Annotated in this window: 14 protein-coding genes; 10 read left to right on the top strand and 4 right to left on the bottom strand. The window is 58.5% G+C overall.

Annotated features, from left to right (window positions below):
• Positions 1-288 precede the first annotated feature (288 nt).
• Positions 289-1,383, top strand: a complete 1,095-nt coding sequence (gene apbC, locus F8N12_RS18430) for an iron-sulfur cluster carrier protein ApbC (RefSeq protein ID WP_150581750.1) — start codon at positions 289-291, stop codon at positions 1,381-1,383.
• 198 nt (positions 1,384-1,581) lie between these two features.
• Here apbC and F8N12_RS18435 read toward each other — a convergent pair whose 3' ends face one another.
• On the bottom strand, positions 1,582-2,340 hold the full coding sequence (locus F8N12_RS18435) for an SDR family oxidoreductase (RefSeq protein WP_150581751.1): 759 nt from the start codon (positions 2,338-2,340) through the stop codon (positions 1,582-1,584).
• Positions 2,341-2,504: 164 nt separating this feature from the next.
• Here F8N12_RS18435 and F8N12_RS18440 point away from each other — a divergent pair, with 164 nt between their 5' ends.
• The 9 genes from F8N12_RS18440 to F8N12_RS18480 all read left to right on the top strand — a co-directional run bounded on the left by F8N12_RS18440 (position 2,505) and on the right by F8N12_RS18480 (position 9,906).
• A complete protein-coding gene (locus F8N12_RS18440; protein WP_150581752.1) occupies positions 2,505-3,236 on the top strand; it encodes a HugZ family protein in 732 nt (243 codons plus the stop codon).
• Positions 3,237-3,302: 66 nt separating this feature from the next.
• Positions 3,303-3,779 (top strand): FxsA family protein, encoded by a 477-nt coding sequence (locus tag F8N12_RS18445; RefSeq protein WP_150581753.1) that lies wholly within the window; start codon positions 3,303-3,305, stop codon positions 3,777-3,779.
• 249 nt (positions 3,780-4,028) lie between these two features.
• Complete coding sequence (locus tag F8N12_RS18450) at positions 4,029-4,322, top strand: co-chaperone GroES (protein ID WP_028622853.1); 294 nt, start codon at positions 4,029-4,031, stop codon at positions 4,320-4,322.
• A gap of 49 nt (positions 4,323-4,371) precedes the next feature.
• Positions 4,372-6,015, top strand: coding sequence for a chaperonin GroEL (gene groL, locus F8N12_RS18455; RefSeq protein WP_020298600.1), 1,644 nt, complete (start codon positions 4,372-4,374; stop codon positions 6,013-6,015).
• 172 nt (positions 6,016-6,187) lie between these two features.
• On the top strand, positions 6,188-6,871 hold the full coding sequence (gene colR / locus F8N12_RS18460) for a two-component system response regulator ColR (RefSeq protein WP_150581754.1): 684 nt from the start codon (positions 6,188-6,190) through the stop codon (positions 6,869-6,871).
• On the top strand, positions 6,861-8,138 hold the full coding sequence (locus F8N12_RS18465) for a sensor histidine kinase (protein ID WP_150581755.1): 1,278 nt from the start codon (positions 6,861-6,863) through the stop codon (positions 8,136-8,138). The genes colR and F8N12_RS18465 overlap by 11 nt, the downstream gene beginning before the upstream one ends.
• Positions 8,139-8,295: 157 nt before the next feature.
• Positions 8,296-8,964: a class I SAM-dependent methyltransferase gene (locus F8N12_RS18470; protein WP_150581761.1), complete on the top strand. Its 669-nt coding sequence runs from the start codon at positions 8,296-8,298 to the stop codon at positions 8,962-8,964.
• Positions 8,965-8,968: 4 nt separating this feature from the next.
• The gene (locus F8N12_RS18475; protein ID WP_150581756.1) at positions 8,969-9,682 is read left to right on the top strand and encodes a lipopolysaccharide kinase InaA family protein; all 714 of its coding nucleotides are present in this window, start codon (positions 8,969-8,971) and stop codon (positions 9,680-9,682) included.
• A gap of 2 nt (positions 9,683-9,684) precedes the next feature.
• A complete protein-coding gene (locus F8N12_RS18480; RefSeq protein WP_150581757.1) occupies positions 9,685-9,906 on the top strand; it encodes a hypothetical protein in 222 nt (73 codons plus the stop codon).
• A 65-nt stretch (positions 9,907-9,971) separates the two neighbouring features.
• Here the strand turns inward: F8N12_RS18480 and F8N12_RS18485 are convergent, their stop codons facing one another.
• The 3 genes from F8N12_RS18485 to F8N12_RS18495 all read right to left on the bottom strand — a co-directional run.
• The gene (locus F8N12_RS18485; RefSeq protein ID WP_150581758.1) at positions 9,972-13,013 is read right to left on the bottom strand and encodes a multidrug efflux RND transporter permease subunit; all 3,042 of its coding nucleotides are present in this window, start codon (positions 13,011-13,013) and stop codon (positions 9,972-9,974) included.
• 12 nt (positions 13,014-13,025) lie between these two features.
• Positions 13,026-14,174 (bottom strand): efflux RND transporter periplasmic adaptor subunit, encoded by a 1,149-nt coding sequence (locus F8N12_RS18490; protein WP_150581759.1) that lies wholly within the window; start codon positions 14,172-14,174, stop codon positions 13,026-13,028.
• A gap of 425 nt (positions 14,175-14,599) precedes the next feature.
• On the bottom strand, positions 14,600-14,868 hold a 269-nt coding region (locus F8N12_RS18495), incomplete at its 5' end, for an integrase core domain-containing protein (protein WP_150581760.1).

Here is a 14,868-nt window from a genome sequence, read left to right on the forward strand (position 1 = left end):
GCCGGCGCATATTTTTCACCCCCGCCTCAGACATCCACGAGCCCATGTAGCAGCTGGCGAAGCCTGCGTTCGGCGGCGAAGCAGTCGTTAAATCGGATACCTGAGTGTTGCAGGTAAACCGAGTTGCCTGGATTTACGACTGCTGCGCAGCCGGTCGCAGGCTGCGCCAGCTGCTACAAGTTGTGAGGTCAGCCCCGGATTGAAGACACATTCTGAAAGCATGCCGTCCAGACTTTAGAACAGGTACGATACCCGCCTGATTTTCCAGTCTTGCTATCGGAGTTGCCCATGAGCGCCGTCAATCGCGCAGCGGTGGAAGCCGTCCTTCGCCAATACACCGACCCTTATCTCAACGCGGACCCGGTCAGCGCCGGGTGCGTGCGCAACATCGACATCCTGGGTGACCACGTCAGCGTCCAAATCGAATTGGGCTATGCCGCCGGACTGTTCAAGAGTGGCTGGTCGCAGATGCTGCAGATGGCACTCGAAGGCCTGGACGGCGTGACCAACGCCCGCGTCGACATCACCAGCGTGATCGCTGCGCACAAGGCTCAGGCGCAGATTCCGGGCCTGGCCAACGTCAAGAACGTGGTGGCCGTGGCCTCGGGCAAGGGCGGCGTAGGCAAGTCGACCACCGCCGCGAACCTGGCCCTCGCACTCGCTCGTGAAGGCGCCAAAGTCGGCATTCTCGACGCGGATATTTACGGCCCGAGCCAGGGCATCATGTTCGGTATTCCCGAAGGCACCCGCCCGCAGGTCAAGGATCAGAAGTGGTTCGTGCCGATTGTGTCCCATGGCGTCGAGGTGATGTCGATGGCCTTCCTCACCGACGACAACACGCCGATGGTCTGGCGCGGACCAATGGTCTCCGGCGCGCTGCTGCAACTGGTCACGCAGACCGCGTGGGGCGATCTGGATTACCTGGTCATCGATATGCCGCCAGGCACCGGCGACATCCAGCTGACCCTGGCGCAGAAGGTCCCGGTGGCCGGCGCAGTGATCGTCACAACCCCGCAAGACCTCGCGCTGCTGGACGCGCGCAAGGGTGTGGAAATGTTCCGCAAGGTCAACATTCCGGTGTTGGGCGTGGTGGAAAACATGGCCGTGCACATTTGCTCAAATTGTGGGCATGCCGAGCATCTGTTTGGCGAAGGTGGCGGGGTGAAGCTGGCCGACCAGTATGGCGTCGAACTGCTGGCCTCGTTGCCGCTGGCGATGGCCATTCGCGAGCAGGCCGATGGCGGTAAACCAACGGTGATCGCCGAGCCGGACAGCCCTGTCGCCATGGTTTACCAGGAACTCGCGCGGCATGTCGGCGCGCGAATTGTGTTGCAGGAAGCAGCGTCGCCGGCGATGCCCAATATCACCATCAGCGACGATTGATTTACAGAAAGTATCGCAGCCTCCTCATGTAGCAGCTGCCGAAATGTAGCAGCTGCCGAGGTACGAGGCTGCGTTGGGCTGCGTAGCGGCCCCCCGTGGCGTCCTGCGGACACACGACGCAGCCTCGTGCCTCGGCAGCTGCTACACAGCGAAGCCTCGTGTTCGACGATGGCTACACAGCGAAGTGATGGTTTTGCGTTAAATCCGCAACCCGCCGTCCATCTCCAGAATGCGCCCGGTGTAATAGTCGTTCTCGAAAATGTACGCTGCCGAATGGGCGATTTCCTCGGGTTTGCCCATGCGCTTGAGCGGTATTCCGGCAGTCATTTTCTCCAGCGCTTCCGGCTTCATGCCGAGCGTCATCTCTGTTTCGATAAAGCCCGGCGCAATGCCCGCGACGCGGATGCCGTAGCGCGCCAGCTCCTTGGCCCAGGTCACGGTCGCCGCCGCGACGCCGGCCTTGGCGGCAGAGTAGTTGGTCTGGCCGACGTTGCCGGCGCGCGAGATCGAGGAGATATTGATGATCGCGCCGCTGTTCTTCAGCTCGACCATTTTCGCCGCGACTTCACGGGTGCAGAGGAACACGCCGGTCAGGTTGACGTCGATGACCGCTTGCCATTGCGCCAGGCTCATCTTGGTCATTTCGCCATCCTTGACCTTCAGCAGCAGGCTGTCGCGCAAGATGCCCGCGTTGTTGATCAGGCCATGGATCGCGCCGAAATCTTCGGCCACCCGAGCGACCATGTGCGTCACCTGATCTTCATTGGCGACGTTGCACAAATAGGCGCGGGCTTCGACGCCCTTGGCTTTGCACGCGGCGACCGTATCGTCGAGCTTTTCCTGGTTGAGATCGACCAGTGCAAGCTTCGCGCCTTTGCCGGCGAAATACTCGGCCATCGAGCGGCCTAAACCCTGGCAACCGCCGGTGATAATGATTACTTTGTCAGTGAGTTGCATTCGCATGCCCCGGTAGCCGTTTTGGAGTGGTCTTCTTATTAGAGAGGCTCTCGATCTGCACCGGCATAGGCCTGGTTGCACGAGAAATTGCCCAAAGGGCGTAGCGGAACTTGTCCGCGGAGCCTGTCCGTTTTTTCGACGGATTCTAGATAAGGAGTCATAAATTGAGCGTTGAAGCGGCCAAGAATGCCCGAGAATTACTTCTCAAGGAATACCGCGGAGTGCTTTCGACACACTCGAAAGCAATGCCTGGTTTTCCCTTCGGTTCGGTCGTTCCGTACTGCCTGGATGGGCAGGGGCGCCCTCTGATCCTGATCAGCCGCATTGCCCAGCACACCCACAACCTGCAGAAAGATCCAAAATGCTCACTGTTTGTGGGCGAGCGCGGAGCAGAAGACGTACAAGCGGTCGGTCGCCTGACTTACCTAGCAGAGGCGCAAAAACTTGAAGACAATTGCGCCATCGACGCTGCTGCCGATCGCTACTACCGCTATTTCCCCGAGTCGCAGAATTATCACCAGGCCCATGATTTCGATTTCTGGGTACTCGAGCCCGTGCGTCATCGCTACATCGGCGGCTTTGGCGCTATTCACTGGATCGATCAACTGACACTGGCAAACCCTTTCGCCGGCAAGGCCGAAATCAGCATGGTCGAGCACATGAATACCGACCACGCCAAAGCCATTGCCCACTATGTCGAACTGGCCGGATTGCCGAAGACCGAACCGGCATTGTTAGCCGGTATTGACACTGAAGGGATGCACCTGCGAATCGGTCAGGCCCTCTACTGGCTGCCGTTTCAAGCACCATGTAATACGCCGACACAAGTGCGCGAAGCCTTGGTTTTTCTGGCTCATGCCGAGCATTGGCCGAAAAATGAAGTGGCCGATGCTTGAATTCACGAAACGGCGACGTCATCTAGGGAAGACTGGCAAGGCATTCTTGCGTTGAGGAACCATTAGATGCGCCCTTTTTTATTGCTCTTTGTACTGTTCCCGGTGTTGGAGCTGTTCGTATTCGTCAAGGTCAGCGGGGCGATCGGGTTTTTTCCGGCCCTGCTGCTGGTGATTCTCGGCTCGATGCTCGGCGTGTTCGTGCTGCGTATCGCCGGTCTGGCCACCGCGTTGCGTGCGCGTGAAAGTCTCAATCGCGGCGAGTTGCCCGCACAGACCATGCTGGAAGGGCTGATGCTGGCGCTGGCGGGTGGCCTGCTGATTCTGCCGGGCTTCGTCACCGACGTGCTGGGTCTGGTCATGTTGCTGCCGACCTCCCGTCGTTTGCTGGCCAACAAGATGCGCCGGCGTGCCGAAGAGGCCGCGATCCGTCAACGGGCATTTGCCGATGATCTGCAGCCACGCGGCGGTCCCGCTCCGCGTCAGCCGTTGGGCCGTGAGCCCGATGTCATCGAAGGCGAGTACGAACATCGCGATACCAAGTAACACTTTCAACCTCACGGCGCCTTCGGGCGCCGTGTTCCATTTTGGTGGCTGAAAGATAAAAAATTTTCGCCCCCGGCCCTTGTAATCAACTTGTACGCCCTTATGTAACGGTCACCGCAAGGTTTCTGGCGATCAACGCCAGACAGACTTCCGCAGTTCGCTCGACGAACTGCACCCGGCTCCGCCGGATTTGTTTAACCCGCCGGGACTACACCGGCCGATGAAAACCACAATTAGGAGAGATCGACAATGAAGCTTCGTCCTCTGCATGACCGCGTCGTCGTCCGTCGCAGCGAAGAAGAAAAGAAAACCGCTGGCGGTATCGTCCTGCCAGGTTCGGCTGCTGAAAAGCCAAACCAGGGCGAAGTCCTCGCCGTAGGCCCAGGCAAGACCCTGGAAAACGGTGAAGTGCGTGCGCTGTCCGTGAAAGTGGGTGACAAGGTTGTGTTCGGCCCGTACTCCGGCAGCAACACAGTGAAAGTCGATGGCGAAGACCTGCTGGTAATCGGCGAAAGCGAAATCCTCGCTGTTGTCGAAGGCTGATTCCCCGCTCATTTTCCCGTTACTACAAAGTATTTAAGGAATATCGATCATGGCTGCTAAAGAAGTTAAATTCGGCGATTCCGCCCGCAAGAAAATGCTCGCCGGTGTCAACGTCCTGGCTGACGCAGTAAAAGCGACCCTGGGCCCGAAAGGCCGTAACGTGATCATCGAGAAGAGCTTCGGCGCTCCGACCATCACCAAGGACGGCGTGTCCGTTGCCAAAGAAATCGAGCTGAAAGATCGTTTCGAAAACATGGGCGCGCAGCTGGTCAAAGACGTTGCTTCCCGTGCCAACGATGACGCAGGCGACGGCACCACCACCGCTACCGTTCTGGCTCAGTCGATCGTCAACGAAGGCCTGAAAGCCGTCGCTGCCGGCATGAACCCGATGGACCTGAAACGCGGTATCGACAAAGCGACCATCGCTATCGTCAAAGAGCTGAAAGCCCTGTCCAAGCCTTGCGCTGACACCAAGGCAATCGCTCAGGTCGGCACCATCTCTGCCAACTCCGACAGCTCCATCGGCGACATCATTGCCGAAGCCATGGAAAAAGTCGGTAAGGAAGGCGTGATCACCGTTGAAGAAGGCTCGGGCCTGGAAAACGAACTGTCGGTTGTTGAAGGCATGCAGTTCGACCGCGGTTACCTGTCCCCGTACTTCGTCAACAAGCCAGAGACCATGACTGCCGAGCTGGACGGTCCGCTGATCCTGCTGGTCGACAAAAAGATCTCGAACATCCGCGAAATGTTGCCAGTGCTGGAAGCCGTCGCCAAAGCCGGCCGTCCGCTGCTGATCGTGGCTGAAGACGTTGAAGGCGAAGCCCTGGCGACTCTGGTTGTGAACAACATGCGTGGCATCGTCAAGGTTGCAGCCGTCAAGGCTCCAGGCTTCGGCGACCGTCGCAAGGCCATGCTGCAGGACATCGCTGTTCTGACTGGCGGTACCGTTATCTCCGAAGAGATCGGTCTGAGCCTGGAAAGCACTACCCTGGAACACCTGGGTAATGCCAAGCGCGTCATCCTGTCGAAAGAAAACACCACCGTGATCGACGGCGCCGGCGTTGAGACTGACATCCAGGCTCGCGTTCTGCAGATCCGTCAGCAAGTGGCCGACACTTCGTCCGACTACGACCGTGAAAAGCTGCAAGAGCGTCTGGCCAAACTGTCCGGCGGCGTTGCAGTGATCAAGGTTGGCGCTGGCTCCGAAGTTGAAATGAAAGAGAAGAAAGCCCGCGTTGAAGACGCCCTGCACGCTACCCGTGCAGCCGTTGAAGAAGGCGTGGTACCTGGCGGTGGCGTGGCACTGGTTCGCGCTCTGCAGGCTATCTCCGAACTGAAAGGCGACAACGCTGATCAGGACGTCGGTATCCAGTTGCTGCGTCGCGCTGTTGAAGCGCCACTGCGCCAGATCGTTGCCAACTCCGGCGACGAGCCGAGCGTAGTTGTCGACAAGGTCAAGCAGGGTTCGGGTAACTACGGTTACAACGCTGCTACCGGCGAATACGGCGACATGATCGAAATGGGTATCCTCGACCCGGCCAAAGTGACTCGTTCGGCTCTGCAGGCAGCGGCTTCCATCGCCAGCCTGATGATCACGACCGAAGCCATGATCGCCGAGATCAAGGAAGACGCACCTGCTGGCGGCGGTATGCCAGACATGGGCGGCATGGGCGGTATGGGCGGCATGATGTAAGCCAGCTTTACCCCTGTACCAAAACCCCGCCCGCGAAAGCAGGCGGGGTTTTTTATTGCCAGTCATCGCCGTTTGCACACGCTGCCGGCGCACGCAGTTCTGGCCCTGCGTCAAACTTGGCCTTAAGCTGCGCGGGCCGTAATGGCCGTTACTGTGTACGGAGGAGGTGCCCATGCGAATTCTGTTGGTCGAAGACAATCGTGACATTCTGGCCAATCTGGCTGATTACCTTGGGCTCAAAGGCTACACCGTGGATTGCGCACAGGATGGGCTGTCAGGCCTGCACCTGGCTGCCACCGAACACTACGACCTGATCGTGCTCGACATCATGCTGCCTGGGATTGACGGCTACACCTTGTGCAAGCGCCTGCGCGAAGATGCTCGACGAGACACGCCAGTGATCATGCTGACCGCTCGCGATCAGCTTGATGATCGTCTGCAAGGTTTCAAGTCCGGCGCCGATGATTATCTGATCAAGCCTTTCGCCCTGTCCGAACTGGCTGCGCGGATCGATGCAGTCATGCGTCGGGCTCAGGGCGGCGGTCGGCGCAACTTGCAGGTTGGCGATCTCAGTTACGACCTCGATACGCTGGAAGTCACCCGCGAGGGTCGTCTGCTCAAGCTCAACCCGGTGGGTCTGAAATTGCTCGCGGTATTGATGCAGAAAAGCCCGCACGTGCTGCGTCGGGAGATTCTTGAAGAAGCGCTGTGGGGCGATGATTGCCCGGACAGCGACAGCCTGCGCAGCCATGTCCACCAGTTGCGTCAGGTGATCGACAAGCCTTTCGCCAAACCTTTGCTGCAGACGGTGCACGGTGTGGGTTACCGCCTGGCCGAGGGTCGTGATGGAGTTTAGACAAAGCCTCGCCCAGCGGATCATTATCGCTTTTGCGTTGATGAGTGCATTGGTCGCAGGAGCCTTCGCCATGGGTATTGTGGCGACCGTGCACCTGGTGGAAGAAAAACTGATCTCGGCAGGCTTGGGGGGCGACCTTCAGCGGCTGTTGTTAATGGACAGTGTCTCGGACTGGAGCCACCGTCCCGAGCCGGACCAGCTGTTTTATTTCAGTGGGGGGCCGGGCGACTTCGATGTGCCTAAAGACCTTCGGCATCTTGACTCGGGGTTTCATGAAGTATTCCGCGATCAGCTGTCGTATCACGCCATGGTCGAGATCGTCGACGGTAGACGTTATGTGCTGCTGCAAGACCAGAGTGATTTCGAGGAACGCGAGCGGGTGCTGTTTGCGGTGGTGCTGGTGGGCTTCGTCCTGAGCCTGGCACTGGCGGTGTTCCTCGGCTGGATACTGGCACGCAAAGTAATGGCACCCGTGGTTCGGCTGGCGCGGCAAGTACGCCATCGCGATCAGTTGTTGGGGCTAGCGCCACCGTTGGCGCCGGATTACGCGGCCGATGAGGTGGGTGAGCTCGCCGTGGCCTTCGATGCTACGCTCGGGCGTCTGCGCCAGGCGTTGACCCGCGAGCGTTTGTTCACCAGTGACGTTAGTCACGAATTGCGGACGCCGCTGATGGTGCTGGCCAGCTCCTGTGAATTGCTCCTGGAAAATCCCGGGCTCGACCAACGGGGCAGGGCCCAGGTCGAGCGTATCGCCCGCGCCTGTGGCGAGATGCGTGAACTGGTACAAACCTTTTTGATGCTGGCGCGCACTCAGCGTGAAGACGTCAACGTGGCGCCGCAACAGAACCTCTGTCAGGTTGCTGACGGCCTGCTCAATCTGTGGCGCGAGCCTATCGAAGCGAAGGGTCTGACGCTGCTGTTCGAGCCGGGCAACCCGCCCGACACGGTTTACAACGCCACGCTGCTGCATGCGGTGATGGGTAATCTGCTGCGAAACGCGCTGCACTACACCGAGCAGGGCTTTATCCGTCTGACCCTCACGCCGAGCGGATTCGCCGTCGAGGACAGTGGGGTAGGCATTCCCGAAGAAAAACGCGAGGCCATGTTCGAGCCCTTTGTCCGCGGTGCCGAAAAGCGTGGCGAAGGTCTGGGGTTGGGCCTTTCGTTGGTGCAGCGGATTTGTGAGAACCAGGGCTGGACTGTCAGCCTGACGAACATGGAACCCCATGGTTGCCGATTCCAGGTAGACCTGATCCAGGGGCAGTGACTTTTCCAGCGAACAATCCGCCCATCGAAATCGGTTAAGCTGTAAAATCTCGAAATAATTCGACATTTTACATGACAATTTTTTCACAAAGACATGACCTGACCGTGACACCTGGCTCTCTAGGCTGGTGTCATCAGAAGTTCAGGAGTCCTTGATGATGGCTGGCCCGATCAAACTAGATTTTTCAGACAAGTACGACGACGAACACGCAAAGCGTTATTTCCAGAAACACCAGGACGGCCTCGGCCGACGCTTGTCCCATCAGCGTGACGAGCAGCTGGGGCGGAAGGCGTTGGCCTTGGCAGGCGACCCGGGTCTGGTACTGGACCTGCCGTGTGGCGCAGGGCGTTTCTGGCCAATGCTAGCGGAGAAACCCAATCGGGTAATCATCGGCGCCGACAACTCCGAGTCCATGTTGAAAGTTGCGCAGCAACTGCAGCCCGCTGACGTGGTGAAGCGAGTCCAACCCCTGCACACCTCTGCATTCGATATCGCATTGCCGGACAACGCCGTCGACAGCATTTTTTGCATGCGTTTGTTGCATCACGTCGGTGACGCCCAGCATCGACTGGCCATTTTGCGTGAGTTCGAACGTGTCACCCGCGACAGCGTGATCATTTCCCTGTGGGTAGACGGCAATTTCAAAGCGTGGAAACGCAAACGCTCAGAGCAAAGGCGTGGCCAGGTAGGCTACCAGAATCGATTTGTGTTACCGGCTGCTACGGTCGAAAAGGAATTCGAGCAAGCGGGCTTCCGTATCCAGGAACAACTGGACTTCATACCGCTCTATGCCATGTGGCGGGTTTACGTATTACGCAAGAGGTAAAGCGATGGCAGTGCAGTGTGCAGCAGGGACTGATGATGCTTCCCAGGAACGGTTTGATTACTTCTGGAGTCAGCGTGGCGAATGGGTAGAAGAGCCCAACGTGCGTCGCGGCGGCGAAAGTGGTGTGCAGCGTATAAAGGGCAGTGATGGGCAATTGCTTTACGCCAAACGTCAGACTGGCCATATATATCGCAGCTGGCTGCACCCGTTTGGCCGACCGACGGTGCTGCGCGAACAGGATGCGTTGATTGGTTTGCGTCAGATCGGCGTCCGAGTGCCTGAAATGGTCTTCTGCGGAGCCCAGCGTGACCCGGTGCATAAATGGCGCGCTTTGCTGGTAACAAAGTCACTCGACGGTTTCGAAGAAATCGAAAAATGGTATGCCGGTGGGGGGCGCGAGCGTCACGGTGAAGCCGTGCACGATCGGGTTCTTAAAGATCTGGCGGACAATCTCTCACGGATGCATAAAGGCCGTTGGCAGCACAGCTGTATCTACATCAAGCACGTTTTCGTGCGAGTTACCGGTGAAGGCGACGGCGCGCAGGTCGAAGTCGCTCTGATCGACCTGGAAAAATGCCGGCAGCGCCTGACCGCCTACCAGGCTGCTTCCCATGACATGAAGCAATTGCGCCGCCATTCGTCGTTCAGCACTGTTGACTGGAAGAAACTCGTCTACTTTTACGAGACGGCGTTTGGCAGCGCTATCAAAGGTTTATAGCGATGAAACTAGAAATTGCACGAGGTTTGTTCCTGGTTGGAGCCTTGGCAGTTGCTTCTCTGGCGATGGCGGCTTGGGAGCAGCCGCGTACGCAAGTCTTCAGTTCATTCAATGAGGACGCCAGTTGTCCCTTGCCGCGCATTGCCAAAGCATCCGTGGCCACTCAGCCCGATCATGACCTGCTGTTATTCGTGTTCGGGCTTTCTCAAGGATTGAAGCCATAAACTTGATAAGATTCAAGCCCCGATAAAAGGCCCTGCACATGCGAGGCCTTTTTTTGCCTGGAGCTTTAGCGCAGGCCCTTTTCAGGTTTGTCGGGCTTGGCCAACAACGTGTAGACACACGGCAATACGAAAAGGGTGAACAAGGTTCCGATCGACATCCCGGTGGCGATGACCGTGCCAATGTCAAACCGGCTGACCGCCCCCGCGCCGGTGGCGATGATCAGCGGCACCATGCCGAATACCATGGCGGCCGTGGTCATGAGTACTGGGCGCAGACGAATCGCCGCCGCTTCTTCCACTGCTTCGCGCGCTGACAGCCCCTTGTCCTTGCGCAGCTGATTGGCGAATTCGACGATCAGGATCCCGTGTTTGCTGATCAGGCCAATCAACGTCACCAGCCCCACCTGGGTGTAGATATTCATGCTTGACCAGCCCAGGAACAGCGGAATCAGCGCGCCGCAAATAGACAGTGGCACGGTCACCAGGATCACCAACGGATCGCGGAAACTTTCGAACTGTGCCGCCAGCACCAGGAAAATGATCGCCAGCGCCAGGGCGAACGTTACCCATAGCGCACTGCCTTCCTGCACGTATTGGCGCGACGCACCGGCGTAGTCGATCGCAAACCCGGCTGGCGCCTCTTCCTGTGCGATCTGGCGCACGGTATCGAGGGCTTCACCCATACTCACCAGCGGCACTCCGGAAAGGATGGCCGAGTTGAGCTGCTGGAACTGGTTCAGCTGCCGTGGTCGCGCCCGGTCGGTCACAGTGATCAGGGTGGACAGGGCCAGCAGCTCACCTTGGGTGTTCTTCACGTAGTAATTGTTCAGCCAGTCGGGGTTGTCGCGGAAGGGCCGTTCCACCTGCGCAATCACTTTGTAGCTGCGACCTTCGATGGTAAACCGGTTGATCTCCGCTTCGCCCAGCAGCGTCGCCAGTGTGCCTCCAAGGTCTTGCATGGACACACCCATCTGCGCAGCCTTGGCGCGGTCAATATCAACCACCACTTCAGGTTTGTCGAACGCCAGGTCGACGTCGACGAAGGCAAATTTGCCCGATTCCATGGCGCGCTTCTTCACCCGGTCCATCACCTGCAGCAGCGACTCGTAGTCGCCGGCGGTATTGATCACGAACTGAAACGGTAAGCCTTCACCGGTGCCAGGCAGAGAAGGCAGGTTGAAGCCGAAAATCTGCAAGCCCGGGATGCTCTCCAGTTTCGCCTGCACTTGCGGCAGGATCTGCATCTGCGTGCGGTCGCGCTCATTCCAGGGTTTCAGGAGAAAGCCGCCAATGCCCGATTGCACGCCAGTGGCGCCATTGATCTGGAATGATGAGTAGTACTCCGGGAACGCTTTGAAGATGTCGATGAACTCGTCGGTGTAGGCATTCAAGTAGTCGAGGTTGGTCGGTTGTGGAGCGCTGGCCAGCATGAAAATGATCCCTTGGTCCTCGTCTGGCGCCAGTTCCGACTTGGTGAATTTGAGCAGCACCGGAATAAGGCACAGCACGATCACCGCAAACACCAGTACCACCGGCCGAGTATTCAGCGTGCCGTGGAGCATGCGCTGGTAGCGACGCTTGAGGCCTTCAAAAATCAGATCCAGGCGATGCGCGAGGCCACTGGGATTTTCGTCATGGCGGAGCAAAAATGCGCACATCATCGGCGACAGGGTCAGGGCGACGACGCCGGAAATCACCACCGCGCCCGCCAGGGTCAGGGCGAACTCCTTGAACAGTGCGCCGGTCAGGCCCGTGAGAAATCCGATCGGTGCGTAAACCGCCGCAAGGGTGATGGTCATCGAGACCACCGGCATGGCGATTTCCCGGGCGCCTTCAATGGCGGCGTCGAAGGGCGTCTTACCTTGCTCAATGTGGCGGTGAATGTTTTCCACCACGACGATTGCATCGTCCACCACCAGCCCGATTGCCAGCACCATGGCCAGCAATGTCAGCAGGTTGATCGAGTAACCCATCATCTGCATGAAAAACATCACCCCGATCATCGACAGCGGAATCGTAACCACCGGAATGACCACCGAACGCAGCGCGCCAAGGAACAGGAACACGACGACGATGACGATCAATACCGCTTCGAACAGGGTTTTTACCACTTCGTCGATCGAGGCTTGAATGAACAGCGTCGCATCGTAGGCAATTTCGCCTTTGAGATTCGGCGGCAGCTGGGCGTTCAGGTCCGGCATGATCTTGCGCACTTCCTTGATCACGTCCAGCGGATTGGCGCCCGGAGTCGCCTTGATGCCGATGTACACCGAAGGCGTGCCACCAAACGAACTGATGGTGTCGTAGTTTTCCGCCCCCATTTCGACCCGTGCTACATCGCTTAGCAATACGCGGCTGTCGCCGTCGACCTTCAGCGGAATCGCGGCAAAGGCTTCGGCGGATTTCAGCTCGGTATTTGCGTTGATACTGGTGACCACGTATTCGCCTTTTACTTCGCCCGCTGCGGAGAGGAAGTTGTATTGGCGCACGGCATTGGTCACGTCGCTGGCACTCAAGCCGAACCCGGCGAGTTTCACCGGGTCCAGCCAAAGGCGCATGGCGAACACCTGATTGCCGAGAATCTCGGCTTCGGCCATGCCCGGCAGGGTGGCGAGTTTTGGTTGAATTACCCGCGAAAGGTAATCGGTGATCTGCGGGTTGCTCAGCTCCTCGCTGAAGAAACTGATGTACATCAGCGCCGAGGCATCCGCCGCTTCCTTGCTCAATACCGGATCTTCAGCGTCCTGCGGCAGCTGGTTCTTGACCTCGTTGGCCTTGGCCAGCAGCTCGGTGAACAGCCGGTCGCTGTTGGCGCCGATGCGCGCGTAGATCGAGATCACCGAGAAGTTCTGGCGACTGACCGACGTCATGTAGTCGATGCCCTCGGCGCTGGCTAGGCTCTGCTGCATCGGCTGGGTGATGTAGCCCTGAATGGTTTCGGCGTTGGCGCCAGGATAGGCGGTAGTTACCGTGATCAGGGCGTTTTCCATTTGTGGAAATTGGCGCAGCGGCAACTTACTCCACGCCTGGAAGCCGAGCAAAACAATCAACAGGCTGACTACGGTGGCGAGCACCGGGCGACGGATAAACGGGTCGGTAAATGCCATGGGATTCCTTGATCAGTCCGCACGCGGCAGGCTGTTCTGCTCGGCAAAGGTTTTGTCGTCGCTGATCGCAATCTGCGCGCCGTTGTCCAGTTTGATCTGGCCGGCGGTCACTACTTTTTCGCCGTTTTGCACACCCCTTGTGATTATTACCAGGCCGTCGCGGCGTTCTCCGGTTGCTATGAAGCGCCGTTCGGCGATCAAAATCGGCTGGCCTTTGTCGTCTTTTTCCAGGCTGCCATCCTCGGCTTTTTTCTGCGCGACCACATACAGCGAATTGCCGTAAAGGGTGTAAGTGATCGCGCTTTCCGGGACGACGACGCGGGGTTGGGGATCGGGCAGCAACACTTCCAGGCTGGCAAACATGCCCGGTAGCAATTTACCGTCAGGGTTGGCCAGGGTCGCGCGCACCTGAACGTTGCGCGTGCTGTTTTCGACTTTCGGATTGATTGCGCTGATGCTGCCGGGGAAGCTTTGCGTGGGGTATGCCGAAACGATGAGCTGGATCGGTTGGCCGACAGCGATCTTCGGAATCGACTGCTCGGGCAGGAAAAAGTCGACGTAGAGACTGCTGAGGTCTTGCAGCGTGGCGATCATGGTGCCAGTGGCGACGTAATCACCGATGTCGACTTGGCGAATGCCGATCGTGCCGCTGAACGGCGCGACGATGCTTTTTTTGCCAAGCGCGGCCTTGAGCTGGTTGACCGAAGCTTTGCTTTTTTTCTGCACCGCCGACAGTCGGTCGAACTCGCCTTTGGAAATGGCCTGGCTGCCGACCAGTTGGCTACCGCGACCGTAGTCGAGCTGGGCCAGACCGAGGTCGGCCTGCGCGGTTTCCAGCAAGGCACTTTCCACGGCGCTGTCGAGTCGCAAGAGGGGCTGCCCGGCCTTGACCTTCTGCCCTGACTCGAATTGCAAGTCGATGACAGTACCGTCGGTTTCCAGGCTCAGGTCCACACCCTGCAGCGCCTTGAGCGTTCCGACGGTGGGCAGACGCGCTTGCCAGGGCCGTTCGGTGGCAGTAGCTACGGCAACATTGATCGGCGGTTTAGGCGCGGAAAAGCCCTGGATCATCGTATAGATGGAATAGGCTTTGTAAGCGCCCAGGACGAGGACGATCAGCAGAACAATACCCAACATGATCAGCATGCGGCGACGCAGCATATTTTCCAGTTCCTTGGAGAAATCAGGCAAGACAGGCGGGCACATTACTCCGAGTCAGAAGGGGTTTCCAGCGGGTAGAAGGGGACGGCCGACTTGCAAGTTTGCACGAACAGCACGGACATGTGTTGAGGGGGGCTGTGGTGAGGGGGCTTGCCTGCGGTGAGGGGGGGACTGTGGTGAGGGGGCTTGCCCCCGTTGGGTCGCGAAGCGATCCTGAAACCTGCAGACTCAATGTACCAGGCGCACCGCGTGCGAGGTTTTTACGACGGCTGCGCCGCCGAACGGGGGCAAGCCCCCTCGCCACAGAAACAAGTGATTAGATCAGATGAAGATGGTTGTCCCGGAGCCCTGCGGGCAGGTCCAGCGGTGAGGGGGGGGTGCCTGTGGTGAGGGGGGCTTGCCTGCGGTGAGGGGGGATGTAGTGGTCAACTAATCCCGGACACGACGTTAAGTTTTTCCTCGGCCCGCGCTGGTGCCAACCCATCGTTGAATTGATGAGGTCGAATCCAGTTGTACCGATGCATCAAAAAATGGCTGATATCGCGCTGTGCTTCCTGCGCAGTTCGATAGCCCACGGTTGGTATCCATTCTGTTTTCAAGCTGCGAAATACGCGCTCCATCGGTGCGTTATCCCAGCAGTTTCCTCGTCGACTCATGCTCTGGCGCATACGGTATCGCCACAACCGCTGGCGAA

Origin of the sequence: Pseudomonas fluorescens, from assembly GCF_902497625.1 — a bacterium.
Taxonomy (GTDB): Bacteria; Pseudomonadota; Gammaproteobacteria; order Pseudomonadales; family Pseudomonadaceae; genus Aquipseudomonas; species Aquipseudomonas fluorescens_BQ.

Coding starts and splice junctions, on each gene's coding strand:
- F8N12_RS18445 (WP_150581753.1), top strand. CDS start 3,303: ATGCGCCCTTTTTTATTGCTCTTTGTACTGTTCCCGGTGTTGGAGCTG.
- F8N12_RS18435 (WP_150581751.1), bottom strand. CDS start 2,340: ATGCAACTCACTGACAAAGTAATCATTATCACCGGCGGTTGCCAGGGT.
- F8N12_RS18470 (WP_150581761.1), top strand. CDS start 8,296: ATGGCTGGCCCGATCAAACTAGATTTTTCAGACAAGTACGACGACGAA.
- F8N12_RS18450 (WP_028622853.1), top strand. CDS start 4,029: ATGAAGCTTCGTCCTCTGCATGACCGCGTCGTCGTCCGTCGCAGCGAA.
- colR (WP_150581754.1), top strand. CDS start 6,188: ATGCGAATTCTGTTGGTCGAAGACAATCGTGACATTCTGGCCAATCTG.
- groL (WP_020298600.1), top strand. CDS start 4,372: ATGGCTGCTAAAGAAGTTAAATTCGGCGATTCCGCCCGCAAGAAAATG.
- F8N12_RS18475 (WP_150581756.1), top strand. CDS start 8,969: ATGGCAGTGCAGTGTGCAGCAGGGACTGATGATGCTTCCCAGGAACGG.
- F8N12_RS18490 (WP_150581759.1), bottom strand. CDS start 14,174: ATGCTGCGTCGCCGCATGCTGATCATGTTGGGTATTGTTCTGCTGATC.
- F8N12_RS18480 (WP_150581757.1), top strand. CDS start 9,685: ATGAAACTAGAAATTGCACGAGGTTTGTTCCTGGTTGGAGCCTTGGCA.
- F8N12_RS18465 (WP_150581755.1), top strand. CDS start 6,861: ATGGAGTTTAGACAAAGCCTCGCCCAGCGGATCATTATCGCTTTTGCG.
- apbC (WP_150581750.1), top strand. CDS start 289: ATGAGCGCCGTCAATCGCGCAGCGGTGGAAGCCGTCCTTCGCCAATAC.
- F8N12_RS18485 (WP_150581758.1), bottom strand. CDS start 13,013: ATGGCATTTACCGACCCGTTTATCCGTCGCCCGGTGCTCGCCACCGTA.